Origin of the sequence: Paenibacillus jamilae (assembly GCF_050482105.1) — a bacterium.
Classification (GTDB): Bacteria; Bacillota; Bacilli; order Paenibacillales; family Paenibacillaceae; genus Paenibacillus; species Paenibacillus jamilae_B.
The window spans coordinates 32,228-58,636 of sequence record NZ_JBCNHI010000005.1 but is presented as its reverse complement, the minus strand read 5'-3'; the positions used below and the strand labels follow the sequence as shown (position 1 = coordinate 58,636).

The following is a 26,409-nucleotide window of genomic DNA, read 5'->3' as shown; positions in this document are numbered from 1 at the left end:
TGCTCCTTCCAAACTTTTCACAGCATTCCACCCGCTTGTTCCACAATGGACATCGCCTGATGATGAATGGATTCATCCACCACCGCAGTCAACAAGATATCGCGGCCCGTCGGTCCACCTTGTCCCCCATCGCTCATTCCGCTGGCAGACGGATCAGCCGCAGCCAGTATCGCAGGAGACGCATCTGTAAAATCCACGCCCTGTGTGAGTGAGGACAAGCTGCTAATTTGTCCCGAAAACACAGGCAGTCCGGCGTTGCCCGTAGACTGCCGCGGATACCGGCTAAAACGATCTATCGACATATCCGTTACCCGGAGTGCTTCTAGTTTTCTCGCGGCTCCCTGTGCTTCCTCAGGACTTTTGAAATACGCCAAAATATTTTTTTCGCCCATCCCAAAATCTCCCTGTGTAGTATTGAGCGCAACTCTTGTTTGAGAACATCATCGTTACGCTTTGTTATATCCTGCTCATTGGCAAGACTTTATATTCTCCACGAAAGCTAAACAGATACAGGCACAGGGGTTATCAAGAACAGCAGGTTAAAACAGTGGATTAAAGTTTGTGAAGAACATAACTTTTACGGATGTAAAGTAGCAGCTGGAGCTTCACCTGAGAGGGCTACTCCTGTCTCCCATGCTGCGCGAATAACAGCATCCCGCACCTTTTGAACCACTTTCGGATTGAAAACATCCGGTATGATATAAGTTTCACTTAGCTCCTCAGGACAAATCGCATCAGCAATTGCAAGCCCGGCTGCCAGTTTCATTTCCTCGTTAATCGTCTTGGCATGACAATCCAGAGCACCCCGAAAAATTCCCGGGAAGCACAACACATTATTAATCTGGTTAGGAAAATCAGAGCGTCCGGTAGCAAGCACACGCACATAAGGTAAGGCTATAGCCGGATCAATTTCTGGCTGCGGATTCGCCATGGCGAACACTATAGGATCAGCTGCCATGCTCTGTATGTCTTCCACAGTCAGTATATCTGGACCCGACACCCCGATGAACACGTCAGCTCCCACAATCACCTCGGATAAACTTCCACTTAGATTGTGCGGGTTAGTCATATTCGCATACTCTGTCCAATGCGGATTACTGTATTCCACATCACGGTGAATGGCTCCTTGCCGATCCACCCCAATCAGATTGCGTACCCCTGCCTTGAGCAGCATGCGGGAGCAGGCCATACCTGCTGCACCGATACCGGCAAATACTACTTTGACATCTTCCATTTTTTTGCCGCACACCTTTAGGGCATTAACCAAACCCGCTAATACCACAACTGCCGTACCATGCTGATCATCATGAAATACTGGAATGTCGAGTTCTTGCTTCAACCGTCTCTCGATCTCAAAACAGCGCGGTGAGGAAATGTCCTCCAAGTTAATGCCGCCAAATGCAGGGGCGATCATTTTGACAATTTGAACAATCTCATCTGGGTCCTTCGTATTGAGACAAATCGGGAATGCATCGACACCTGCAAATTGTTTAAACAGCACTGCTTTACCTTCCATGACAGGCATAGCAGCCTCCGGTCCGATATCCCCTAATCCAAGTACCGCTGTCCCATCTGATACGACCGCTACTGTATTTTTTTTGATCGTTAATTGGAACGCTTTGGCTGGGTCATTGGCAATTTCCATGCAAATTTGGGCCACACCCGGCGTATAAACTTTGGACAGCCCCTCCATCGTTTCAATTCGCTGCTTGGGTAAGGTCTCCATTTTGCCGCCTTCGTGTAATTCTCGAATTTCATCTATTAAACTGCTCATATTTTTCTCCATCCTTTCAGGACTGTATTTAAATATGGATTTTATAGCTTGGTTTGAAAATCGTTAGCTCCATAATTGCAGTAACAAGGTTGCTAAAATGACCGTGCCTGCTCCACCAATCCGTGTTGCAATTTGGGCGAAAGGCATTAGCTCCATCCGATTGGATGCAGACAGAATGGCTACATCACCCGTGCCCCCCAATCCGCCGCGACAACTGGTCACCAAAGCAGCCTCTACAGGATACATATGAATCCATTTTCCAGTGAAATATCCAGTAACAATTAACGCAACCACTACAGATGCACAGGTGAGCGCATACGGAACCGTTAGAATCCCAACTACACTATCTAATGGCACATACAAAATACCTAACCCCACCATCAAGGGCCACGTTAGACTAGCCGTTATACATTTGTACAAATGAAAAGCTCCCTGTTCCAATGTGTTCGGCATGATCTGAATACACTTTATTAATGCCGCCGCCAGAATCATGAGAATCGGCCCTGGAATATGAAGATACGGCTCCAGCAGCTTACCTACAATAAAGAAAGTACAGGCCAACAGCAGACCTCCTCCCATTAATGGAAAAGAAACAGATGGTCCTAAGTCTACCGGTGCTGATTTGCCTTCGTCTTTTTCGAGTTTTAACAACTTACCGTTACCAGAAGTTTTTGGTTTTTTCTCCGCTAATCTCTTCAAGACGCCTGCACCTATAATTGCAACAATGTTACCGATAATTGCAGCCGGGATAAACTGAGATACGAATACCGTGGAATCCTTGCCCAGTACCATTCCATACGAAATGGACAACGGTAAAATTCCTTCTCCAATTCCACCGGAAATAATCGGAATGATGATGAAAAAAAATGTATGATAAGCACTATAGCCAAAAGCCATGCCTACCACCATACCGACGGCAACAGCAGCAATAGATCCTATGATAATGGGAGCAAAAATTTTGACAATTCCATTCATCAGCATTTTTCGATCCATGCCAAGAATGCTTCCCGTTACTAGACATGCGATGTAGAAATAAAGAAAATTCGAGGTTTTCATCAGTGTGTGCACAGCCCCCATTGCAGATGGACTGAACATATTCCAAAATACCATTAACGATGGGACCATAAGGGATAGAATGGCTGGCCCGCCTATATGTTTGAGTAATGGAAGCTTGGCGCCCAGATCACTGAGCAGTATACCTAAAATCATGATAACGGCAAACCCGCCCAACAGATCGTTCGGAAGTCTTTGTGTAATTGCAGCCGCATAAACAATCAGCGCGATCACTACATACAGCGGAAGCGGAATAACTCCCACCTTTACCCTGCCCAGCATCCTAAACCCATCTACAGTATTTTTACTCCATCTTTGCACCTTCTGCATGACAGGCTGGTTCGTAGCATTTTCCATAAATCTCCCTCCATAAAGTGAAGAATGATGATCATGTTCCCATTCTACACCTTAGAAAACGCTTTATTTGGTTTTAAAACTAAGAACTAACTTTTGTAACTAAAGTAATCAGAAGCAAGGTTAAATATAACTATTCATGATACCTTCCGCCTGCGGCAAAACCTGGTATTGGTAAACAGGACGTCCAATAGTACCATAAATGGTTTCCATAGAAAGCACTTCAATCTCCGTCATAAAAGCCAGATACTTGCGCATAGACACCCTGGAGATTCCTGCACTTTCTGCAATATCCTCGGTGGAAAATAGAGCCTTATGATGCTGCTGGATACAATTCCATATCATAGCCAGCGTGGACTTCGTTATCCCCTTGGGCAACCGCGTCAAGTCTTTAGTCAAGCTTTTGTGGTAAATCAGTCGGTCCAGCTCCTCCTGCGACAGCAGGCTGCACTCACGCACAATACTAATGTGCTCTCGATACCCGTTAAGGGCCTCTAGAAAACGGTTAAAGTGGAAAGGCTTGATCAAATAATCCACCGCGCCGAAATTCATCGCTTTTTTGACACTATTCATGTCACTTGCAGCTGAGATGACAATCACATCCACATTCACTCCAGCCTCCCGTATGAATGACAGTAAATCAAGGCCATTGCTTTCTTGCATATACACATCCAGCAATATCAGATCAATGGCTTGTTCAGCTAAATATTTCTTAGCCTCTTCCACCGAAGAAGCCCAACCACCACATTGGAACCCCTCTACCTGCTCCATATATTTGCGATTGAATTCCGCAACCATCGGATCATCTTCTACAATTAGGACATTAATCATATTTATCATTCCCCGTTATATTGTATGGAATTGTAATCTGAAAGCAGCACCCTTGCTCGGCCGGGATTAACTTTACGCTGCCTTGTAGCCTCTTTACGCTTTGCGCCACCAGGTAAAGTCCCATCCCTCGTGACTCTCCCTTGGTCGAAAACCCTTTTTCAAAAATAGCCTCACCAAGGCCTTCCGGTATACCCGGACCATTGTCGCACATCATACAGGTCAGACAGCCATTCTGTTCGTTTTCTTCATAATGAAGCGAAAGGGTAATCCGTTTGTGCTCCAGAGATTCCATCGCCTCCACTGCATTATCAAACAGATTGCCAAGAATAGTAATCAATTCGTGAGTCGTTTGAGTTTGACTGGATTCGGGCAAGTGACTCCCCGGTGTCAGTTCAAAATTCACCCCTGCCTCTCTGGCCCGGCTTAATTTTCCTAACACAAATCCCGCCATAACCGGGTCCTTGAGCTGCCGTGTGATGGAACCAATCTCTACTTGATGATGCTCGACGGCATCCATAATATAGTGTTCCAGTTTATCATACATTCGCAAATGTACCATCCCCATAATGACATGCAGCTTGTTCATAAATTCATGGGCCTGTGCGCGTAGTGCTTCCGTGTACAGAGAAACTCCTGTCAAACGTTCCGCAAGCTGGTTCATCTCTGTCTTATCCCGAAAGGTTACAATGGCTCCGACAATCTCCCCTTTGACCCGTATCGGAACACTGGTGGTCAGCAAGGTGATCCCACCCAGCTCCATTTCCTCATCCATCAGAGGAGTGCTCACTTCCAAAACCTCTTGCAATCGGAAAGCAGATAAATATACAGTAATTTCCTGTCCAGTGAATGAAAAATCTTCAATTCCCGCTTGCCTGAGTAGACGGATCGCTTCTGCATTCATCAGCATAATATGACCGCATTCATCCACCGCAATAACTCCTTCCTTGATGGACTGCAGCATTGCGCTGCGTTCCTCCAGCAAACGTGCGATTTCCGGCGGTTCCAGACCGACCAGCATATTTTTGATTTTGCGAGCCAGCACAACAGCTCCTCCTGTGCCAATCAACATTCCGATACCAAGGGCAATAGCTATAAGACGAGTGTTGCCTTCCTGGGCCCTCTGTACATCTTGCATGGATATACCGACTACAATCGCCCCTACCTGTGTTCCCGTTACACTGAATATGGGGGAAAAAGCCCGCATGGACATGCCCAATGTCCCCTTAGCAACGGATACGCTCTCCTGACCATGCAGTGATGTATACTCATCTCCTCCAACAAAGGCTTTGCCTATCTTCCTAACATCCGGGTGCGTTTTTCGAATTCCCTTCATATCCATAACCACGACAAATTGGATATGATTCGCCGTTGAGACCTTCTTCACATATTCCTGCATGGAAGGAGAATAATCTGTCTGTTGCAATTGCTCAATAATAAGCGGTGTATGGGCGAGTGTACGTGCAATGGACATTGCTTTGTCCTCAAGTCCCTTCTCCGTTTCTTGCTCAACTCTCTCCGCAAATAATAAGGTTACTGGTAGAAGCACAAGTGCCATAACGAGGCAGACTAACAGTGTTATTAGGCCTCTGAGTTTTAATAGCGGCTTTCCCCGATGCAATCTTGTCCGTATTTTTGTGATGGAACTCACCCCTTTTCTACTTGCTCAAAGCTCATAGTTCAACTTGCTTATACAGAAATGGTTATGTATGTGTTTACGTGAATATAAAAAAGGGAACTATCCCGCACTGCGGAATAGTTCCCTCGGATTCATGAATGAAGCTCCGCGCTTTCGACCTTGGCTTAGTCGCCTCGGAAGGCGCGCTTCACACGGTCAAAAAAGGACTGCTCATTCTCATGTGTCTGCTCTCCACTAAGCGAAGAGAACTGACGCAGCAAATCCTTCTGTTCCTCACTCAGCTTGCTAGGCGTTACCACAACTACCTTAATATGCTGGTCACCTTGCCCTACGCCACGCAGTTTTGGCACACCTTTTCCTTTAAGACGGAAATAAGTGCCTGTTTGTGTGCCTGCTGGAACTTTCAGCTTCACTTTCTCGGTCAACGTTGGGATCTCAACTTCATCTCCCAAGGCTGCCTGTGAGAACGTCAGCGGAATTTCACAGTAGATATCGTCTCCCTCGCGCTCAAAGAAGTCGTGCGACTTCACACGGAACACGACGTACAAGTCACCTGCCGGTCCGCCGTTGACACCGCCTTCGCCTTCACCGTTGATACGCATTTGTGCGCCGTCGTCCACACCCGCCGGAATACGGATATGAATTTTACGTTTCTTGCGGACACGACCTGATCCGCTACAAGTCGTACATTTTTCTTTGATGATTTTACCGGAACCGCCGCAGTTGGAGCAGGCGCGTCGGTTAACCATGCGACCAAACGGTGTATTCTGTACCACTTCTTCCTGTCCACTACCGTGGCAGACGGAACAGGTTTGTGGTTGAGTACCCGCTTTGGCCCCCGTACCATGACACGTATCGCATGTTTCCGTACGTTCAATTTGAATGTCAGTCTCTTTACCGAACACTGCTTCTTTGAATTCAATTGTCATCGTATACTGAAGATCGTTCCCTCGTTGCGGCGCATTCGGATCACGGCGACCGTTGCCGCCGCCACCAAAGAACATATCAAAGATATCACCAAAGCCACCACCGAAGCCGCCTCCCATGCCCTGATTCGGATCTACATGACCGTACTGATCATATCTTGCCCGCTTCTGGCCATCGCTGAGAACATCGTAAGCTTCTTTAACTTCTTTAAATTTTGCTTCAGCGTCCGCAGCCTTGTTCACATCCGGATGATACTGACGCGCAAGCTTACGGTAAGCCTTTTTGACTTCTTCATCCGAAGCGCCTTTTGCGACACCCAGCACCTCATAATAATCACGCTTATCAGCCAATGTTCCACCCCCATGCCTACAACGTGTCTGCACTACATATAAAAGGAAAGCCAAAGGCACGGGATGACCCGGCTTTGACCTTCCCATCTTTCAAGGCAGTACAACCCGCAATATGCTTATTTATCTTGGAAATAACGGTTACCCTTGGGCTAATTGTTATTTATCAAGGCAGCTACGCTGCTAATTACTATTCAGTATATCATAACGCACCGGTATACCGTAAAGTTGCCACTACCCGATCCGTTGCTTAGTCTTTCTTCTGATCTTCGTCAACAACTTCGTAGTCCGCATCAACTACATTGTCACGGCCTTTGTTGTCTGCTGCTCCTTCTTGAGCTTGTGCTGCTTGAGCAGCTTGCTCATACAATTTCACAGACAATTGCTGAACGATTTCAGTCAGCTCTTCAGTAGCTTTTTTGATGTCTTCCAGGTTGTCAGTTTCCAGTGCTTTTTGCAGATTTTCTTTAGCTGCATTTGCTTTTTCGACTTCACCTGCATCTGCTTTTTCGCCCAGATCTTTAATCGTTTTGTCTACGGAGTAGATCAGTTGGTCTGCAGCGTTTTTCGCTTCTACCAGCTCTTTACGTTTCTTATCTTCTTCTGCATGCAACTCGGCATCCTTCATCATACGTTCTACTTCCTCGTCACTCAAGCCGCTGGAAGAAGTGATCGTAATTTTTTGGCTTTTGCCTGTGCCTTTATCTGTAGCAGATACGTTTACGATACCGTTCGCATCCAGATCGAAGGTAACTTCGATTTGCGGCACACCACGTGGTGCTGGAGGGATGTCTCCCAGTTGGAAACGGCCCAGTGTTTTGTTGCCTGCTGCCATTTCGCGCTCACCTTGCAGCACATGAATTTCCACGCTTGGCTGATTGTCGGCATATGTCGAGAAAACCTGCGATTTGCTCGTAGGGATTGTCGTGTTGCGTTCAATCATTTTAGTGAATACGCCACCTGCAGTTTCAATACCGAGGGACAGTGGAGTTACGTCGAGAAGAACGACGTCTTTCACATCACCTGTCAGTACACCTGCTTGAACTGCCGCACCCAAAGCTACTACTTCATCAGGGTTTACGCCTTTGTGAGGCTCTTTACCTGTCAGTTTTTTGATTGCTTCTTGTACAGCTGGAATACGTGTGGAGCCGCCGACCAGAACGATTTTATCGATATCGCTAGCACTCATGCCTGCATCTTTCATCGCTTGACGAGTAGGTCCCAGAGTACGTTCTACCAGGCCTGCGGACAATTCTTCAAATTTCGCACGAGTCAGATTCAACTCCAAGTGCTGTGGAACGCCGTCAGCTACTGTGATGAACGGCAAGGAAATTGTCGTTGTCAGTACGCCGGACAGTTCTTTTTTCGCTTTTTCTGCTGCGTCTTTCAGACGTTGTACAGCTGCTTTATCTTTGCTCAGATCAATACCTTGATCTTTTTTGAACTCATTTACGAGGTAATCAATAATCACTTGGTCAAAGTCATCGCCACCCAGCTTGTTGTCGCCGCTTGTTGCTTTAACTTCGAAGAAACCATCGCCCAGTTCCAAAATGGATACGTCGAATGTACCGCCACCCAAGTCATATACGAGGATGGTTTGGTCTTCGGATTTTTCCATACCATATGCCAATGCAGCTGCTGTTGGCTCATTGACAATCCGCAGAACTTCCAGACCAGCAATTTTACCTGCGTCCTTAGTTGCTTGACGTTGACCGTCATTGAAGTAAGCAGGCACAGTGATAACCGCTTGAGAAACCGTTTGGCCCAGGTAAGCTTCAGCATCGGCTTTCAGCTTTTGCAAAATCATAGCAGAGATTTCCGGTGCGGAATATTCCTTACCGTCAATGTTTTCTTTATGACTTGTACCCATGTGGCGCTTGATGGACATGATTGTACGATCCGGGTTCGTGATTGCTTGGCGTTTTGCCGTTTCCCCTACAGTACGCTCTCCATCTTTTTTGAAACCAACAACGGAAGGGGTTGTGCGCGCGCCTTCCGGATTTGGAATAACGACAGCTTCGCCGCCCTCCATAACAGCCACACAAGAGTTGGTTGTACCTAAGTCAATACCGATTACTTTGCTCATCGAACAATTCCTCCTTCTGTATATACGAGGCCCTCAGGCCAGAATGTTTGAATTCAAAATGAAGCAATTCTAATGTATATAGAAAAAGCTACATGCTAACTTTTACCATCGCAGGACGAAGTACCTTGTCCTTCAGCATGTATCCTTTTTGTACCTCTTCAACGACGATGCCTTCTTCATGCTCTTCGCTCTCTACCTGCATAATAGCCTGATGGAAATCAGGGTTAAACGGTTGTCCCACTGCATTCATGGCCGTTACTCCCTCTGCCTGAAGCACACTCTCAAACTGACGGAAAATCATTTCCACCCCTTTGGTGAATGACTCAGACTCCGCTCCTTGCGATGCTGTTGCCAGCGCACGCTCGAAGTTATCCAGAACAGGCACCAACTCGGTAACAAGCTTCATAGACGCATATTTAGCAAGGTCTTCCTTTTCTTTCAGCGTACGGCGGCGAAAATTATCAAAATCCGCCTGTGCGCGCAAAAACCGCTGCTGATGCTCCTCAGCCTCTGCACGGAGTTTTGCCACCTCTGTGTCTTCCTCGGCTTCCAGGGCTGCCGATTCATTCACCGGCTCTTCCTGCTGGCTCGTTTCAGCGGCTTCCTCTGTGCTTACATTTTGTTGTTTTTCATCTTGGAACGCTTGTTCTTCCTTCAAAATGTTTCACCTCCTTCAAGTTGTAACTCCCCTTACAAAAGCACGCAACAATGACCCGCACAGGATACAAACCGTATCCCTGCGCGGAGCATGTAGGACCGCAACCTATGCGATCTTATTTTATTTAAACCGTTGCGTTAGCATTGCGGTCAAATCCTTAGACAGGATACCCAAAATATTAATAACTCTCGCATATTCCATCCGCGTCGGACCCAATATACCTATCGTTCCCAACGCTTCTCCGTCTACTGCATATGTAGCAGTAATCAAGCTACAATTAGCAAACGCCTCATGATCATTTTCTGTGCCGATGCGGACTTGAATTTCAGGTGCTCCAGCTACAGGGGTCATCAGTTTAAGCAGCGTCGGTGTTTCCTCCAACAGATCAAGAATATGTTTAACCTTTTCAACATCTTTAAATTCAGGCTGATTCAGCATGTTCGTCGCACCGCTTAAATACAGGCGCTGATCTGATTCATTATCGAGTGCTTTATCCAGCACCTTCATAGCGTCCTCAAAATGAGATACATGCTTCTCCATTTCCTGACCAAGCGCAGTGTATAGGCGTGATTTAAGCTGATATATCGGTACACCGACCAGCTTGCTGTTCAGTAAATTCACAACCTTTTCCATTTCGGAAATTGAAATTCCTGGTGGAATATCGACTGTTTTATTTTCCACCTGACCGGTATTGGTCACAATAATCGCTACTGCCGTCGTATCGTTGAGCGGCAACAGCTGAAAATGACGCAACGAAGTATGAAAAACCTCCGGCCCAAGCAGGATGGAAGTATAATTGGTCATATGGGACAAAATGCCTGATGCATGCTGGATCACTTGTTCCATCACATTCAGCTTTTCGGCGTAAAAGGCTTTTAATTCCCGCATTTCCACAGGCTTCAGTGTATTAAGCGGCACCAAATGATCCACATAATAACGGTAGCCTTTATGAGACGGGATGCGTCCCGCAGAAGTATGGGGTTGCTCCAGATAGCCCTGTTCCTCCAAATCCGACATTTCATTACGGATCGTGGCTGGGCTGAATCCGACATCCTGCCTTTTGGATATGCTGCGGGAACCCACTGGCTCAGCCGAACGAATGTAGTCATCAATAATCGCGTTCAAAATGAGTCTCTGACGTTCGGTTAACAAGCGAATCCCCCCTTATCGTTTATCCATAATAGCATGATTGTTAAATGGAATCATTAGCACTCGTTCGCGATGAGTGCTAACTGATAATACAAAAATACCAAACCGACCTGATCATTGTCAAGTCAGATCAGTATTTTCAATAAACGATATTTATTATATCCATTTTAATTACTACGGCAAAACAGAGGGTTTGCACTTTTTCACGGAAAACCTCATGATTTACCATATCCAAACCGTATTTATGTATAGGATGCAGAAACAGAAATGAGACTGTGTCTCCAAGCTGCTGTAAATTCATTGCCCTGAAGGAGGAATAAAAATCTGAGAAGTCAGCAACGCAACCTTTTATACGCATTAATCTCACTTTTGCCTACAATTTGCATGTTTTACATTTTAATCGAATTGTTTCCGTACACAGGACTAGGCAGAATCGTTGCTTTGCCACTAACTTTTATTCTGAACGCTGCCCTTATTATTTCCGTAATCCATCTAATTCGTAAATTAAGAACTCTATGGTGTGTCTTTATCCTGGTCCCTACCATTCTGTTAAGCATGTGGAATACCATTTTATTTTACCCGCAAGAATTTAGTCCAAGTATTCCCAAGCAAATCAAATATAGTGTGACAGCGATATTACATTATGATGATATAACACCAGCCAATTGGGAAGGGTACACATATCATCCAAGCCGAGCCGGAGAGTCTGAGAAATATGTTATCGCCTTGTATAAATACAGGCATCAAGTTCCGTTAGACGGCACTACATACTTCTATAATGACACAGATTATCATAAGGACCATCCGATAAGAAGCCTGAGTGAAATACCTTCGGAGTTGGAGCCTCATCATCAATTCATTTGGTGGTTACTCCAAACATTTGAGAAATGAACAGGGGCACAATCACGAAAGCTATAACACATACACATGGCTATATCCTAATAAAAAACTGAACTGACCTTATTAACAAGGTCAGTTCAGTTTTTTCAACACTGCGATTTCATCACAATTATTTTGCTTACTACAGTGAATGCAGTCGGTCCACACCTTTTCAGGAAAAATCTCTTTGCTAACTACATCAAAACCGTTTTTTATAAAAAAGGATACCTCGTAGGTCAATGCCATAATTTTAGGAATACGTTGCCGCCGTGCTTCTATAATAAGGCCCTCTACAAGCTTGGAGCCAATTCCCAATCCTTTATGCCCCTCAGATATGCCAAGGGAGCGAATCTCTACTAAGTCAGCCCCCAACTTGCATAAAGAACCACAACCAACGACCTGACCGTCCACCTCTGCAACAATAAACAGCTCCAGTTGGCGCGTAAGCACTTCCCTTGAACGTGGCAGCATAATCCCCCGCTCTGCATAGCCGCTAATCATTTGATATAAAGGCTCCACATCTTCAGGAACCGCACTTCTGCACAATACATCTTTACACACTGAAGCCATCTTGCTCTCCTCCTGCCGCTTGCCGCATATAATGAATAAATATACAACATCACGCATAGAATCGCAATACTCCATTTACCCTGCTGTGGCAGAATAGTGTAAAAAATGCTAGCCCAGCTTACGAGATCACAACGTGTTGTATGCCAGCTACAACTTATGAATTTACCGTGATCGAACCGATAAACTCTGCAAATACATCGTTTCCGAATAAAATCCCGCGTTCGCTCAAACGATATCCGTCCTCGATCGATTCGATTAATCCTGCATTCAGCATTTTTCCAAGAGGAACTGTAAACGTGTCTTCCAACGCCTGACCGAATTGAGCTTTAAAACGGGATTTGGATACACCCTCCAGCATTCTCAAACCGACCATGAGGAAATCCTCCATCGCTTCCGCTGCGGGCACTTCAAAGCTATCTAGACGCGGTAGACCATTCCGAGTAGCCTCCACATAAGGGTTAATGCCCTTAATGTTCATATGACGTTCTCTGCCAACATAACCATGTGCTCCAGCGCCGAGGCCGTAATAGTCCTCATTGCGCCAATAAGTCATATTATGCTTACTTCCCAAACCTGGTTTGGCGAAATTGCTAATTTCATACTGCTCATAACCGGCTTCTTTCATGCGACGCATGAGCAGTAAATACATTTCCAGTTCATCATCTTCATGTGGAAGCGGCAACTGATTTTTCTGATACAACGTGTGGAAGAGCGTGTTTTCTTCAACCTTCAAACTGTAGATAGAGTAATGTGGAAGCTCCAGCTCCAGCGCTCTACTGACGCTTTCATCCAGCATGTCGACCGTTTGGTTCGGCAAACCGAACATCAGGTCAATCGACAGATTGTCCAAGCCAACCTTGCGCGCGTTCTCCAAACTACGATAGACGTCATCTGTACTATGAATACGACCTATGCCTGTAAGTAACTCATTCTGGAAAGCCTGCACACCAAAGCTGAGGCGATTGACGCCGCCTTCTTTCATTACGGAAAGTTTTTCAAAATCAGTTGTGCCCGGATTGGCTTCCATGGAAAACTCAATATCTTCCGCCCAGTTTGGAAAATAGGTACGAACACTTTTGAGGAAATATTCCATTTCCTTCGGATTGAGGGTTGTTGGTGTTCCGCCCCCGACAAAAATGGTTTTTATCTGTCCTGGCGGGTGAAGTTTGACCGTATGTTCCATCTCCCGTTCCAAGGCATACAGATATTCCATAACAGGCTGATCCTTGAGCACATAAGAGTTAAAGTCACAGTAAAAGCATTTATTCGTGCAAAAAGGTATATGCAGATAAACCGCTTGAGGCGCGGATGAATGTTCATGTTTCTGTATGGATGCGGTCATACCGATCCTCCTTGTCGATTCAGGGTGTGGTGACGAAAAATGGGCTGATGAGGGGGAGCTCGCTCCATGGATGGATCATTCCTCCGATCGCTTCTTCTGAACGATTCCATCCACTCCGCTGCTGCCCACCACGAGTCGGCCATTTTTGTGGTGTAGGTATTGCAGTAAACGAAAAACATTTTAGACATACTCTAAAAATTTAAAGATATAGGTGCCATATTACTCTAAAATCAGAATTTTGCACGAGCGCTCTGTCCTGAATAGCTTGCTCAAATAAAGAACGTCCATTCTCCACGCATGGCAAATGCCTCATGGAAGAATGGACGAATACTTCAAACAGCCTTACTCATTTATCTTCAGTACCGCCATAAATGCTTCCTGTGGTACTTCTACGTTACCGACCTGCTTCATACGCTTCTTGCCCTCTTTTTGCTTCTCAAGCAGCTTCCGTTTACGGGAAATATCGCCGCCGTAACATTTGGCCAAGACGTTTTTACGCATAGCCTTAACGGTTTCACGCGCAACAACCTTTGTTCCTACAGATGCCTGGATTGGCACCTCAAACATTTGACGCGGGATCAGCTCGCGCAGCTTCTCACAAATAATACGTCCGCGATGGTAAGCTCGATCTCTATGCACGATGAATGACAAAGCATCGACCTGCTCTCCATTCAACAGAATATCCATTTTCACCAGATTAGACTGGCGATAGCCTGAAATCTCATAGTCAAAGGAAGCATAGCCTTTGGTACTGGATTTAAGCTGATCAAAGAAATCATACACGATTTCAGACAAAGGAATCTGGTACGTAATCGTTACCCGTGTTGTATCCAGGTACTCCATGTTCACGTACTCACCACGCTTGTTTTGACAAAGCTCCATAACCGTACCCACATAATCATTTGGCACGATGATGCCCGCCTTAACATATGGCTCTTGTACATGTTCAATACGCCCTACTTCCGGGTAGTTGGACGGGTTATCGATTTCAATCGTTTCCCCATTAGTCAATTGTACACGGTAAATTACGCTTGGTGCCGTTGTAATCAACGGAATGTTGAATTCACGTTCAATACGTTCCTGAATAACGTCCATATGCAGCAGACCAAGGAAACCGCAACGGAAACCGAAGCCCAGCGCGCTGGATGTTTCCGGTTCAAAGCTGAGCGAAGCATCGTTCAGCTGCAGCTTTTCAAGCGCCTCACGTAGATCGTTGTATTCCGAGGTTTCAATCGGATACAGACCGCAGTACACCATCGGATTAATTTTCCGATAGCCTGGCATCGGTTCTGGTGTTGGATTTTTGGCATCCGTCACCGTATCCCCGACACGCGTGTCACCCACATGCTTGATTCCGGCCACGATAAAACCAACATCACCGACATTAAGCTCATCCACAATCGTCATACGTGGCATGAATGCTCCGACCTCGATAACCTCAAACGTTTTATCAGTCGCCATCATTTTAATTTTCGAGCCCGCACGGATACTGCCATCCACAACACGTACATATACGATTACGCCTTTATAAGGATCATAATGCGAATCGAAAATAAGCGCCTTAAGCGGATTATCCGGATTTCCTTCCGGAGCAGGCACACTTCTGACCACCTGTTCCAAAATTTCTTTGATACCGATTCCAGCTTTGGCTGAAGCATGTACAGTTTCGCTCGTGTCCAACCCGATAACATCTTCGATTTCCTGCTTTACCCGTTCCGGATCAGCACTCGGCAAATCAATTTTGTTAAGCACTGGCAAAATCTCCAGATTGTTGTCGAGCGCCAAATAAACGTTAGCCAAGGTCTGCGCTTCAATCCCCTGCGCTGCATCTACTACCAGTAGAGCACCTTCGCAGGCTGCCAAGCTACGAGATACCTCATAGGTAAAATCGACGTGTCCTGGTGTATCAATCAAATTTAAAATGTACTCTTCGCCGTCATCGGCCTTATAAGTGAGTCGCACTGCCTGGAGCTTAATCGTAATCCCGCGCTCCCGCTCCAGTTCCATCTGGTCAAGTACTTGCTCCTGCATTTCACGGGAGGTAAGTGCACCGGTATACTCCAAAATCCGGTCAGCCAGCGTAGATTTACCATGGTCTATATGTGCAATGATACTAAAGTTCCGAATTTTACGTTGTCTTGCCAAAATATCAGTCATGCCTAACCCCCACACAATGCCTAGTATCAATCAGCTTATTATAGCAGTTGTAAGGGGGGTCAGCAATATTTCTATTCTGTTACTCCGTCAAATACAGATACAACCCAGCGAATGCCCTTTCTTGACAGGTTTTGAAGTAGTCCAGCCGTTTTGTCCGCCATAGTATCCACTGATGCCTGCTGCCCCTTGGCAGCTAGCAGTTCACGAGGTGTCTCTAGGTCCTGCTGAGTATTGTCATCCTGTGGAGTCTTCGTATCCCATTCATGTGTCCAATTTGCAGTCTGCTCCTCGCTTCGTTCGTTTGTATTCCCTTCTTTCATGTCCGTTTGTGGCCGAAACTCGACCTTTCCACCTGTATTATACGTATGATTATACGCTCGGGTATTAGCTGCCGGGGTATCCTCAATCACTGTCTGCTCGTATTCAACTTTCTGTTGCTTCACCGAAGAAACTGGATTATCATCCCATTCCGGGCCATAGACCGAGCGCAGGCCAGAGCCTGCCAGCTGCATGCCAAGTAACACGCCTGCCCCGATCAGAAGCACAAATCCAAGCGCTTTTTTACGAAAATATCCAGACATTATATTTCCCCCTTTCTGCTATTCATTTAATTGCCGCTCTTTTGGGTGTCAGTTACGTTAGTACCTGCTTTCTGTGCTTTCTGATCCTCCCAGTACACTTCACTGATCATGTCCGCCAAAATATCAGAAGTTCGTTTTAGCTCCTCCTCGGTGTTGTCAATTCCTCCGATTTCGATCAAAATGCTATGGGAAGACAAGCTTTGATTGTATTCACCATTGTTTCCTTTACCGCCATCTTTTCCCCATACACCACGCGAAACCCCGTGATATGATTTTTCCAGCTTTTCATGGATACGAGCAGCAAAAGCTTCATTTTTGCGCCAATTTTTGTTGTCATGCCCGATAATAAAATACACTTTGGCATAAGAAAGTCCATTAATGGTGGCTGTTGTTTTTTCATGACGTTGAGAATCACGATGAATATCAAGCAGATAAGTTAAGCCTTTATTTTGAGCCAATGCTTCCTTGACTGTTTGGCGTGAATATTTATAAGAGTAGTTCCAATTGTAATTTTGAACGGTGGTGGCATAATCCTTGTTTACATGCAGCGTAGATACTCCTTGTTTTTCCAGTCTCTTTTTTACAAAGTCCCCTACCCTAGATACATTGGCTGATTTAGAACCTGAATTGGGGTTAGAGCTGGTTTTGCTTAGTAGTGGGTTATAGGCTTCTCTAGGATGAGAGTGGTAGATTAATATACGCTTCTCCCCTTTGACGGCATCACCTGGATTATCCTCATGCGCCGGGTCTGTTTCCGGTGTTGTCGGAATATCCGGCGTAGTAGATGGCGGATTCTCGGCTGTATCCGAGCCTCCAGGGGTATCCGCTGTTCCCTGATCGGGCTGATAATCCGTAGGACCCTCCACTTTGATGTTACCCGAACCCTTACGCAGCAAGACAGGCGCTCCCGCAGCCATGCCAGGAATTTCACGAGAAATGAGACTTTTGGGATCTTGCGGATTAATACCTGTAAGCATCTGAAAAACAAATGGCGACCATTGTTCACCCGACAACGAAGAATGCTGTTTCTTTTGTGCCAAATGAGGTACCTCCATCCCTAGCATATCCGCGAAAAAACCGCTGGACACCGAGCCTGCTAATCCTTTCATCGAAGAAACAGGAGAGGTTTGCAAACGATTTTCTGCCAGCCCTCCTAGTCCCAAAACGACAAATAAAAGCGCCGAGCCCATGATGAGCAGCACAAGCGTATGTCCCATTGCTAAAATTTCGATACCTTTTCTTCTCCATCTTCCGACGTTCCAGGTCTGAATTTTTTTCATGTGAGCCTTGTCCTCCTTCGTCCCGTCGAAACCCGCTTTTTACATTTAGAACACAGGGTTCCTATCAGTTGCGGAAATCTCTTATACTTCAACTCTATGAACGGAGAACGATTACTAGAACACAAAAATCTCTATCAACAGGTCAATCCCATCCCTTTTCGAAAGAGATAGGCTACCTGTTAAATAGAGATTTTTGTGTCTTTGTATTATTGTTTTGCTAACCGTTCATTAGTGCGTATAAGCGGCGACATTGTCGGGATCAACAGCTTCATGCAGAGCAGCGTTCAAGCCGGTCGCAATGATATTTGCGATATCTTCAATAAACTCATCGATCTCTTTGGGAGTCACAATCAAATCATGCCCCAACGGTTGAAGTACCTCTCTCACTAGCCCAAGTCTCTCAGGTTCTGAAATATCGTCCAACATTCCCAGAATTACTTTGGTAGAAGCCTTTTCTTTGGTAAAATGCGTTTTCATCAGTTCGATTACATTATTAACGATAGTCGAAGCGTAGCATACCGTGGGAACGCCGATAGCAATACACGGAACCCCCATAATATCCTTGGTGATACCGCGCCGCTTGTTGCCAATACCTGAACCTGGATGTATTCCGATGTCCGCCACCTGGATGGTCGTATTAACACGCTCCAGTGAACGTGACGCCAGGGCATCAATGGCAATAATCAGTTCTGGTTTTGTGCGATCCACAATCCCTTGAACAATCTCACTGGATTCGATTCCCGTGATACCCAGAACCCCCGGCGCAATCGCACTCACATCCCGATATCCCGGGTTAATCTGATCAGGTGTCAGTTCAAAATATTGACGGGTCACCATTAAATTTTCAACGACAAGCGGACCCAGCGAATCAGGAGTAACGTTCCAATTTCCCAGCCCTACCACCAGCACTCTTGCCGTCTTGGAAATCCCTATCTTTTGTATAAAATGCTCCATTTCTTTTGCAAAGGTAATAGCGACCCGCTGCTGGAGTCCAGTGTCACCTTCGCGCAAGCCAGGTACTTCGAGCGTAACGTAATGCCCTTGTACCCGGCCAATGCGGTTGGCTCCTTCTTCATTTAATACATCCAACCGTGTAATTTTAATACCGTTATCTTCCTCCACATTCTCATTTATACCCGCCAGCGGTACAGGCTGACTCCGTTCTGCCAGTTCTCTTGCCTCTAATGCCAAATCCGTGCGTACTGCATACTTCTGCAAATCCAGATCCATCTCTTACCCCTCCTTATATACCATCACTGGCTATAGTGTGCGAGCCACCCAACAGGTTTATACACATCCATTTTCATCCTGTAAAATGCATCGTCTCATAATGTTTTGTTATTGCAATTTGAGGTACGGCATGCTAAAATATTTTAAGTTGTGAAACGTTTGTGTTCATAAGTAATGCCTTTACAGGAGGTGAATGTAATGCCAAACATCAAATCCGCTATTAAACGCGTTAAAACTAGCGACAAACGCCGTGCGTTGAACGCTTCCCAAAAATCCGCGCTTCGTACAGCAGTTAAAGCTGCCGATACAGCGTTGGTAAATAACGAAGCTGAAACTGCTGCTGCTGCTTTCAAAGTGGCTTCCCAAAAGCTGGACAAGGCTGTAACTAAAGGCTTGATCCACAAAAATGCAGCTGCTCGCAAGAAATCCCGCTTGGCGAAAAAACTTAACGCTCTTACAGCTCAAGCGTAAGCAAGAGCTACTTTCATACGTTAATGAAAAAATCCTGACCAGCCTTGGCTGATCAGGATTTTTTAGTTTATAACTTTATGGGATTAGATTGAAGCACCCGCTCCCATTTTCATCAAAAATAGTTCCAGCCCCAATACCTTGTCAACGACACCTGTCTTCATATGATAGTCCAGCTCGCCCAGTTCATAGAGAAGCTGGCGCAGTTGCTCAGGACGGAAACGCCTTGCTTGCTCTCCTGCAACTTTCACCCCAAAAGGATGCAAGCTGAGCTGACTCGCAATTTGTTGCTGTGAGTAGCTTTGACCTGCCAGCTCTTTGACCTGCAGCATAATGCGAAACTGCCGTGTGATTAAAGCTGCAATCTTGATGGGCTCCTCTTTTTGCTTAAGCAATTCATAAAAAATACTGAGTGCCTTGTCCAGTCGCAAATTAGCCAGATCCTCAACCATCGCAAATACATTCTGCTCTGTATTACGAGGCACGAGGGATTCAATATCAGCGGAAGAGATCGTTCCCTGTGCTCCTGCGTACAAGCATAGCTTATCGATCTCAGCAGCCAAAGATTGAAGCCCAGTACCCGTGTATTGAATGAGTCTCTCAGCCGCTCCTGCTGCCAACTGCACTTCTGTTTCTGCTGCACGCTTGTGCACCCAAGCCACTAGATCATCTCCACTCATAGGAGCGAAGACAATCACTGATGCATCACTTTTTAGTTTTTTGACGATCTTTTTCCGTTCGTCCAACTTTTCGGCCTGAACGGTAAAAACAATGACGCTATAGTCAGTTGGGTTGTCCATATAAGTCAACAGCGTCTCAAGACGGTGCTCTACCTTGCCACTATCTTTGCCCGCTGCAAATACACTGGTATCCCGTACAATAATTAGCTTCTTTGGCACCAGAAAAGGCGCTGTTTCCGCCTCCTCCACCACCATCTCAATTGGCGTTTCGGCTAAATCATAAGGAATAATGGCGAAGTCACGATGCTCTTCCTCCACCACCTTTTCTTTTAGCATCTCAACAAACTGCTTCATTTGATACTTTTCACTGCCATATAGCAGATATACTGGCGAGATATCGCCTTTACGAATAGCCTTAGAGGCTGTTTTTACATCCATTTTCCGTTCCCCCCACCCACTGATCGTACCTGACATCCGACCGGAAGGCAAGTCATGACACAAACAAAGGGACCCCGCCTATAGGCAGAATCCCTTCACCACCATCTATATCAACACGGCAGCAGAAAGCTCTAGAAACTTTCGGCCGTCGGGATACGACGTCGGTTCATATAGTTTATTCTCTGTTTCTAAAAGTGTGCCAACTTACGGAAACTATTTTCCAGTGCTGCGCGGGACGGTGTACGTATATTTACTTGCAGTCCCATCCTGCTCTGTCTCGTACATAAAGGTCTGGCTGTCATCCGACCAGCTTCCTTTGACCCAGGCCCCCTTCAGAGTACGGACTTCCAGTGTTGTTCGGTCTACACCGTTATCGGAGAGCTTATATACTTTCAGCTTTTTGCCCTCAATAGCCACCGCATAACTCCCATCAGGCGAGTTGAGCTGATCTGTAGATGCGGACTGGGAACTATAGGTGGAAGCATTATTGCTGTCTGGAGAGACCAGCGAATTGGATACAAAGCCTTCTCTTCGAACCGGGTCTTGTGACACGGATGATTGCTGATCTTTAGAAGCTGTATCGCTACTATCCGCTTTTAAGGAGTCCCCTGCATCCTTGGTGACACTTTGGGAAGTCGTGTCTTGCGATGTTTCATTTGAAGCAATCCGACTTTGTACCTTCAATTCCTGACTAAGCGATGAAGATGCATCATTTGTACTTGTATTATTGCTATTATCGCCCTGATCGGAACCCGTACCCGCTAGAGGCGCCTTTTCCATTTTCGGTTCCAACTGTTCATCAGGAGCCATCGTGGATTGAGCAGATTTTTCTGGAGCTAACTGTTGATCATCTGATTTAGAAGCATCTTTAGACGATTTTTCCTTTGTCATCTGACGATCGGCGCTTGGTTGTCCCTGCTTCTCATCCTGACGTGAAGAATGTTTAGTTGGCGCAGACTTTGTTGAAGGTTCCTCGCCGGCTTGCTGATCGTCAAGCTTCCCAGCATCCTGTTTGGAAGGATTCTTCTCGTCTGCGCTGTTTGCTCCCGGTTTGCCCAAGCCAGGTTCTTGGTCCGCAGGTGTCTGATACGAATCCACGCCTTGTCCCTGTTCAGACGGTTGATTAGTCGAATCTGGTCCAATAGCTGCATCACGCCCTACACTCCCATTGGTCGTACCCGGAATTTCCGTCTGCTCCTGCTGGTTCATCACCTCGGGCGATTGGGATGTAAGTATGCCTTCCGCATCCTGTACTGTTTTAGGCTCAAAATTAAATACTACGATTCCCAGTACAACGGCAGCGGCAGCCACGCCCATGGCAGCACGTCCTCCCATCCGGTTCCACCAAGGCACAGGCTGTGTACGTTGTCTAGGCCCTGTTCCAGACTCAGGCTCAACAGTTACAGGTTGCATTTCCTGAAGCGCGCTTCCCTGCTCTTCACGTGCGCGGTCAATGGCATCAAGCTGAGGCATGATGGAATCCACCAGGCTGAACGCCGGGGAAACCGCAGGCAATTCCTCCAGCTCGCGAGAGAGTGTCTGAAGAATATGAAATTTTTCCGCACAGTCCGGGCAAGTCGCAATATGGTTCATTAATTGGGATGTCTCTTCTTCGCCCAGTTCATGATCCACATAACGCTGCATCCAATCCATCACCTCTTCTCCACACTTCATCCTGATACACCACCTTTCTGATATTCCTGAAGTAGCCCTTGCAATTGCTGTCTTGCACGATACAAATATGACTTGACCGTATTTAGCGGCAAATCCAGAGAATCGGCAATCTCGTTGTAAGAGAAATCCTGCAAATATCTCAAAACAATTACCGTCCGATGGTGTTCCGGAAGCCGTTGTATAGCCTCACGAACATCCTGTGCCATGTAAGAGGTTAACACCTCGACCTCCACGTTTTGGGGGTCGTTAAATACCATGTCATGCTCGTCAATGGAAACCGAAGGCTTTGTTCTTCTGAATTTGTCGATGCATATGTTCGTTACAATGCGTTGGACCCAGGTTTTAAACTGCGCTTTTTCCTCATAAGAATTAATTTTGGAATATATTCGTATGAGGGCTTCTTGTGAAGCATCCATGGCGTCCTGCTCATTATTTAGAATGTAATATGCTGTACGGTACACATGTTGTTCTATCTCTCTTAATAGGGTAATGAGAGCGTCGCGATCGCCCGATTGAGCGGCTCGGATGAGTCCCTGCTCTACCACAAAGGATCCCCCTCTCCCTGCAATATTACAGACGTATCCCTTTTGCAAATTGTTGCAGGATAGACGTCTGACGCTAATTTTATTTTTTTAATTAAAAAATTTACAACAAAATGCCCAGAATCCCCATTGTATCCTCCCTTAGAATAACAGAAAAAGGGAAGGTAGTCACCTTCCCTCAGCCCCATACATCTCAATACTTTACCTATTGATTTGTATTAAGCTTTTCATTCCTTCTTGTTCAAAAAAATATGATTTGAATTCTAACTGATAAGAACAGAACAATCGGAAATTGAAAATAACAATCGTCGGTTGAGGATTGATATGCCTTATCTGTTCATCAGCAGGGAGATTCTTGACTGTTATAATGCCTGCTTTTTCTGTGTTTGAAGATGATTTTATACAAAATCATTGTCAATCCGTCTATTCACGTCTGCGTTGGTACCGCACACTCAGTTTCCCTTGCTGCGCACGAATCTGTACCTCCCCCATTGTGTCTGTTCGATATATGGCAGAACCAACTTCCGCCAAACGTTCCAATACCGCTTTGTTTGGATGTCCATAAGTGTTGCTTGCTCCAACTGAAATGACGGATATTTTCGGTTGCCAGTAGGACAACCACTCTTCCGAGGTGGAATACTTGCTGCCATGATGCGCCACCTTCATAACATCTACAGCTTTCCTTGCAGACCCTGTTCCCCCCTGAGCTTTCACACGGGATGAAGAAAGGGTTAATTCAGAAAGCAACAGCGACTCTGCGGCATCATCCATATCTCCTGTGAACAAAAATGAGGCCCCCTCCATCTCCAAAATCATAGCAACGGAATAATGATTCTGCTCCTTTATAACAGGCAACTGCTCAGATGCGTTCTTCTGTAGCTTAAATGGATAGAGAAAGCGAATTTTCGTATCCCGGTCTGGTTCCCACTCCATGCTATGATGTGCACCGTACAGCTTAATCTTCTTGGCCAAAGCCGTGTTCAACAACTTCCGGAACGGGTCTTTATCTGTCAGGGTACCGTTAAAAAACAAGGTGGATACGGGAATCTGGTCAAGTACGGCCTGTAGTCCTCCGGCATGATCATGATCTCCATGCGTTAAAATGACAGCGTCCAGCCGATGCACCCCACGTTGCTTTAGCAAGGGCACAATCGTATCCTCACCTACCTCGTAGGGATCTGTACGCTTGCGCCAAGCGTTTTTCCCTGTTGCAAAGTCCATTGTACCCCCGCCATCCACCAAAATATGCTTCCCTCCCGGCGTTGTAATTAAAATGCTATCGCCTTGGCCCACATCCAGATATTGAACTACTCCCGTGTTTCTTTCACTGGGAGATTGGTATCCTATACCTAGTATGCCGAGCCAAGCAATGCCACTTAAAGCCAGTGCCAGATAGCGATATCCGTTCCACTGTCGACGCGCAAATTTCCCTGCCCCCCCAGGCTCATGAGCTGTTTGCAAAACAGCAGCCCACTCAGCAGAGGCCGCTAGTCCTGTTTGTATGGGTGATGTTGTAGGGTTAGAGCTTACAACGGAAATGTCGTCCGTCTGCCTTCGGGACGTGAACCATGTTTTGAGCCAGTACAGAACACTGTACAGAGCTGCATAATAAGCCATAACCCACAGGATAGAAGAAGACGGCCAAATACTCACATAAGCATCATCCACATTCAGCCATTTCACAAGCGAAAAGGTTAGATCATTCAATTGCTCTGCTGGCCACGCAAGGATACGAGCTCCATCTTCCCATACAAAAGCTATTCCCATTGCCACCGTACCTATCGGAAGCACGATATATGTAATTAGAGGTACAAGTACAAAATTAGCTGCAAATGATAATAACGAAAATTGATTAAAGTAGAACACCGTCATTGGAAATGAAACAAGCTGCGCCGTGATTGTAATCGCAACTTCACCACCAATCAGGAGGGGCCATTTGGCGAAAAACGGCTTCATAAGCGGCATATAAATGAGCAATCCACCTGTCACCAAAAAGGAAAGCTGAAAACTGACGCTAAGCAGATAGTAAGGGTTCCATAGCAGCATAAGCAACGCAGATATACTCAAAATATTAAGTCCGTCTTTGAGCAATCCTCGTCGGGCTGCAAACAAGCCGATCATCGCCATAATTCCCGCTCTTACAACAGAGGGAGAAGCACCTGTCAGCAGGACATAAGCCGGAATGAGCACCATCACAACCGTAAGGGAGGTTTCGCGGCTAACTCGCAACAGCTTGAGCAAATATAATAATGTGGCTGCATATACCGCCACATGCATACCTGATATCGCCAAGATATGCGTTAAACCAAGCTGCGTAAATTCGTTATACGTTGCTGGGTCCAGCTCATCTGTAACCCCAAGTACCAGACCTTTCATATATCCTGCGTGAAGAAGTGATGTAAATGCAGATTCCATTTTTTGACCTAGCTGCTCTCTAAGCTGATCATTCCATCTCAATAAAGTGTAGCGATTCCACAAGGAAGACTCCTGCCTTTGTAAGGAGGCGGCTCCAGACCCTTTGAAAATCCAGTGAATTTCCTGTGTATGCAGGTACTCACTAAAATCAAAGCTACCAAAATTCCCCGCTTTGACTGGTGCCTTCAAGCTTCCACGCAACAGGATTGCATCTCCACGCTGCCATACTGCTGCAAGTTGCTGTTCCTGCTTTACCGCCAGCTTGATATGAACAATGACCTGTTCAGAAATAGATCCACGATTTTCGCCCTTGCTCAAATGGCTTCCAAAATGATGGATTGAAGTAACTCTCATCTCAAACTGCGCACGATCCCCATCAATTTCGACTTTTGAAGCAATAAATCCGGCTGCTTGAACAGGCATGTCTTCTATGACAGAGGATGATACATGAAGAGCATCAGGAATCCTGCTCACATTATGTGTATCATGCCAAAACCAATGAAATCCACCACTGCTTAATGCAATCCATAACAATACCGTTTGTCGGATAGGGATTTTCATCACTATGGCTATAAACGGAAAGATCAGGGTAACTCCCGCCCAAAGCAACAAAAGCATACGGCCCGAATACAGGCAAGCACCTGCACTGCCTATAATCCAACAAACTGTGAGGCTTAATATAGGCCTAGTAGATACAAGTTGAGCTTGAATACAATCACCTTCCATTAGCAAACATTGCTTTCTATCCAAAACACAAAACAAAAGAAGAACCCCTGACAATAGCGTTGTCAGAGGTTCTTCCTCGTTTATTATTTAATTCTTTACATCCATCAGCGTTTCCTGCGGTGGATGATAAGTCTCCAGCATGCGAAAGGCGATTCCCTTTTCCTCCATCATAGCACGAACCTTATCGGCATCTTTTGGATAAGGTCGGTGATATACAATCTCCACAATGCCGCTGTTCGCCAACATATTAGCACACGTCCAGCATGGCTGATCGGTGACATATACTGAAGAGCCTTCACGGTCAATCCGGTCAGTAAACAGCAACAGGTTCTGTTCCGCATGAATAGTGCGAATACAACGCTGCTTCTTAACCATCTCCTCCCGTCCGTCACGGTGAACGACCTCATATTCCTCCGAGATCATACAGCCTGCCTCAGAACAGTCAGGCACCCCCGATGGTGCGCCGTTATATGCCGTCCCCAGTAGCTTTTTACCTTGTACAAGTACGGCTCCAACATGACGCCGCGCGCAGCGCGAACGGGTAGATACCATATAAGCGATATCCATGAAATAGGTGTCCCAGTCTTTGCGCACCTCTGCACTCATTTCCAT

21 protein-coding genes are annotated in these 26,409 nt (G+C 46.0%); 1 reads left to right on the top strand and 20 read right to left on the bottom strand.

What is annotated here, in order from left to right:
* Nucleotides 1-17 precede the first annotated feature (17 nt).
* The 15 genes from ABEW32_RS04040 to gpr form a co-directional block, all read right to left on the bottom strand.
* Nucleotides 18-392, bottom strand: a complete 375-nt coding sequence (locus ABEW32_RS04040) for a hypothetical protein (protein ID WP_430184930.1) — start codon at nucleotides 390-392, stop codon at nucleotides 18-20.
* A 185-nt stretch (nucleotides 393-577) separates the two neighbouring features.
* Nucleotides 578-1,774 carry an NAD(P)-dependent malic enzyme gene (locus ABEW32_RS04035; protein WP_430184928.1) on the bottom strand — a complete coding sequence of 399 codons (1,197 nt, stop codon included), beginning with the start codon at nucleotides 1,772-1,774 and terminating at the stop codon, nucleotides 578-580.
* A 63-nt stretch (nucleotides 1,775-1,837) separates the two neighbouring features.
* On the bottom strand, nucleotides 1,838-3,157 hold the full coding sequence (locus ABEW32_RS04030) for a 2-hydroxycarboxylate transporter family protein (RefSeq protein WP_488168817.1): 1,320 nt from the start codon (nucleotides 3,155-3,157) through the stop codon (nucleotides 1,838-1,840).
* A gap of 147 nt (nucleotides 3,158-3,304) precedes the next feature.
* Nucleotides 3,305-4,012: a two-component system response regulator DcuR gene (dcuR, locus tag ABEW32_RS04025; RefSeq protein WP_430184924.1), complete on the bottom strand. Its 708-nt coding sequence runs from the start codon at nucleotides 4,010-4,012 to the stop codon at nucleotides 3,305-3,307.
* Nucleotides 4,005-5,660 (bottom strand): DcuS/MalK family sensor histidine kinase, encoded by a 1,656-nt coding sequence (gene dcuS, locus ABEW32_RS04020; protein ID WP_430184922.1) that lies wholly within the window; start codon nucleotides 5,658-5,660, stop codon nucleotides 4,005-4,007. Before dcuS ends, dcuR begins: the two co-directional genes overlap by 8 nt.
* A gap of 152 nt (nucleotides 5,661-5,812) precedes the next feature.
* Nucleotides 5,813-6,925, bottom strand: a complete 1,113-nt coding sequence (dnaJ, locus tag ABEW32_RS04015; RefSeq protein WP_430184920.1) for a molecular chaperone DnaJ — start codon at nucleotides 6,923-6,925, stop codon at nucleotides 5,813-5,815.
* A 247-nt stretch (nucleotides 6,926-7,172) separates the two neighbouring features.
* Nucleotides 7,173-9,008, bottom strand: a complete 1,836-nt coding sequence (gene dnaK, locus ABEW32_RS04010) for a molecular chaperone DnaK (protein WP_430184918.1) — start codon at nucleotides 9,006-9,008, stop codon at nucleotides 7,173-7,175.
* Nucleotides 9,009-9,096: 88 nt separating this feature from the next.
* Complete coding sequence (gene grpE, locus ABEW32_RS04005) at nucleotides 9,097-9,666, bottom strand: nucleotide exchange factor GrpE (RefSeq protein ID WP_430184916.1); 570 nt, start codon at nucleotides 9,664-9,666, stop codon at nucleotides 9,097-9,099.
* Between the two features lie 120 nt (nucleotides 9,667-9,786).
* Complete coding sequence (gene hrcA, locus ABEW32_RS04000) at nucleotides 9,787-10,818, bottom strand: heat-inducible transcriptional repressor HrcA (RefSeq protein ID WP_430184914.1); 1,032 nt, start codon at nucleotides 10,816-10,818, stop codon at nucleotides 9,787-9,789.
* A gap of 969 nt (nucleotides 10,819-11,787) precedes the next feature.
* On the bottom strand, nucleotides 11,788-12,264 hold the full coding sequence (locus ABEW32_RS03995; protein ID WP_430184912.1) for an N-acetyltransferase: 477 nt from the start codon (nucleotides 12,262-12,264) through the stop codon (nucleotides 11,788-11,790).
* A gap of 154 nt (nucleotides 12,265-12,418) precedes the next feature.
* Nucleotides 12,419-13,606: a radical SAM family heme chaperone HemW gene (hemW, locus tag ABEW32_RS03990; protein ID WP_430184910.1), complete on the bottom strand. Its 1,188-nt coding sequence runs from the start codon at nucleotides 13,604-13,606 to the stop codon at nucleotides 12,419-12,421.
* Between the two features lie 342 nt (nucleotides 13,607-13,948).
* Nucleotides 13,949-15,763, bottom strand: coding sequence for a translation elongation factor 4 (gene lepA / locus ABEW32_RS03985; protein WP_430184908.1), 1,815 nt, complete (start codon nucleotides 15,761-15,763; stop codon nucleotides 13,949-13,951).
* A 71-nt stretch (nucleotides 15,764-15,834) separates the two neighbouring features.
* The gene (locus ABEW32_RS03980; protein WP_430184906.1) at nucleotides 15,835-16,344 is read right to left on the bottom strand and encodes a hypothetical protein; all 510 of its coding nucleotides are present in this window, start codon (nucleotides 16,342-16,344) and stop codon (nucleotides 15,835-15,837) included.
* Between the two features lie 26 nt (nucleotides 16,345-16,370).
* Nucleotides 16,371-17,624: a stage II sporulation protein P gene (locus tag ABEW32_RS03975; RefSeq protein WP_430184904.1), complete on the bottom strand. Its 1,254-nt coding sequence runs from the start codon at nucleotides 17,622-17,624 to the stop codon at nucleotides 16,371-16,373.
* Nucleotides 17,625-17,852: 228 nt separating this feature from the next.
* Entirely contained in the window at nucleotides 17,853-18,854 is a 1,002-nt protein-coding gene (gene gpr / locus ABEW32_RS03970) for a GPR endopeptidase (protein ID WP_430184902.1), read from the bottom strand.
* Between the two features lie 198 nt (nucleotides 18,855-19,052).
* Between gpr and rpsT the strand changes: the two genes are divergently transcribed.
* Nucleotides 19,053-19,325 carry a 30S ribosomal protein S20 gene (rpsT, locus tag ABEW32_RS03965; RefSeq protein WP_014282531.1) on the top strand — a complete coding sequence of 91 codons (273 nt, stop codon included), beginning with the start codon at nucleotides 19,053-19,055 and terminating at the stop codon, nucleotides 19,323-19,325.
* An 83-nt stretch (nucleotides 19,326-19,408) separates the two neighbouring features.
* On the opposite strand, the gene holA is transcribed toward rpsT, so the two are convergent.
* From holA to ABEW32_RS03940, 5 genes are all read right to left on the bottom strand, one after another.
* The gene (gene holA / locus ABEW32_RS03960) at nucleotides 19,409-20,440 is read right to left on the bottom strand and encodes a DNA polymerase III subunit delta (protein WP_430184900.1); all 1,032 of its coding nucleotides are present in this window, start codon (nucleotides 20,438-20,440) and stop codon (nucleotides 19,409-19,411) included.
* Nucleotides 20,441-20,653: 213 nt separating this feature from the next.
* Nucleotides 20,654-22,114 carry an anti-sigma factor family protein gene (locus tag ABEW32_RS03955; protein WP_430184898.1) on the bottom strand — a complete coding sequence of 487 codons (1,461 nt, stop codon included), beginning with the start codon at nucleotides 22,112-22,114 and terminating at the stop codon, nucleotides 20,654-20,656.
* On the bottom strand, nucleotides 22,111-22,659 hold the full coding sequence (locus ABEW32_RS03950; RefSeq protein WP_063210057.1) for an RNA polymerase sigma factor: 549 nt from the start codon (nucleotides 22,657-22,659) through the stop codon (nucleotides 22,111-22,113). The genes ABEW32_RS03955 and ABEW32_RS03950 overlap by 4 nt, the downstream gene beginning before the upstream one ends.
* A gap of 420 nt (nucleotides 22,660-23,079) precedes the next feature.
* Nucleotides 23,080-25,683: a ComEC/Rec2 family competence protein gene (locus ABEW32_RS03945; RefSeq protein WP_430185343.1), complete on the bottom strand. Its 2,604-nt coding sequence runs from the start codon at nucleotides 25,681-25,683 to the stop codon at nucleotides 23,080-23,082.
* Between the two features lie 201 nt (nucleotides 25,684-25,884).
* Nucleotides 25,885-26,403, bottom strand: a complete 519-nt coding sequence (locus tag ABEW32_RS03940) for a deoxycytidylate deaminase (protein WP_430184896.1) — start codon at nucleotides 26,401-26,403, stop codon at nucleotides 25,885-25,887.
* Nucleotides 26,404-26,409: the final 6 nt, after the last annotated feature.

Bases quoted from the DNA above. Each gene is read 5' to 3' on its own strand.
- hemW (WP_430184910.1), bottom strand. From the start codon at position 13,606: ATGACCGCATCCATACAGAAACATGAACATTCATCCGCGCCTCAAGCG.
- ABEW32_RS03940 (WP_430184896.1), bottom strand. From the start codon at position 26,403: ATGAGTGCAGAGGTGCGCAAAGACTGGGACACCTATTTCATGGATATC.
- dnaK (WP_430184918.1), bottom strand. From the start codon at position 9,008: ATGAGCAAAGTAATCGGTATTGACTTAGGTACAACCAACTCTTGTGTG.
- ABEW32_RS04030 (WP_488168817.1), bottom strand. From the start codon at position 3,157: ATGCAGAAGGTGCAAAGATGGAGTAAAAATACTGTAGATGGGTTTAGG.
- ABEW32_RS03955 (WP_430184898.1), bottom strand. From the start codon at position 22,114: ATGAAGTGTGGAGAAGAGGTGATGGATTGGATGCAGCGTTATGTGGAT.
- gpr (WP_430184902.1), bottom strand. From the start codon at position 18,854: ATGGATCTGGATTTGCAGAAGTATGCAGTACGCACGGATTTGGCATTA.
- holA (WP_430184900.1), bottom strand. From the start codon at position 20,440: ATGGATGTAAAAACAGCCTCTAAGGCTATTCGTAAAGGCGATATCTCG.
- ABEW32_RS03995 (WP_430184912.1), bottom strand. From the start codon at position 12,264: ATGGCTTCAGTGTGTAAAGATGTATTGTGCAGAAGTGCGGTTCCTGAA.
- ABEW32_RS03980 (WP_430184906.1), bottom strand. From the start codon at position 16,344: ATGTCTGGATATTTTCGTAAAAAAGCGCTTGGATTTGTGCTTCTGATC.
- ABEW32_RS03975 (WP_430184904.1), bottom strand. From the start codon at position 17,624: ATGAAAAAAATTCAGACCTGGAACGTCGGAAGATGGAGAAGAAAAGGT.
- rpsT (WP_014282531.1), top strand. From the start codon at position 19,053: ATGCCAAACATCAAATCCGCTATTAAACGCGTTAAAACTAGCGACAAA.
- lepA (WP_430184908.1), bottom strand. From the start codon at position 15,763: ATGACTGATATTTTGGCAAGACAACGTAAAATTCGGAACTTTAGTATC.
- ABEW32_RS04035 (WP_430184928.1), bottom strand. From the start codon at position 1,774: ATGAGCAGTTTAATAGATGAAATTCGAGAATTACACGAAGGCGGCAAA.
- ABEW32_RS04040 (WP_430184930.1), bottom strand. From the start codon at position 392: ATGGGCGAAAAAAATATTTTGGCGTATTTCAAAAGTCCTGAGGAAGCA.
- dcuR (WP_430184924.1), bottom strand. From the start codon at position 4,012: ATGATTAATGTCCTAATTGTAGAAGATGATCCGATGGTTGCGGAATTC.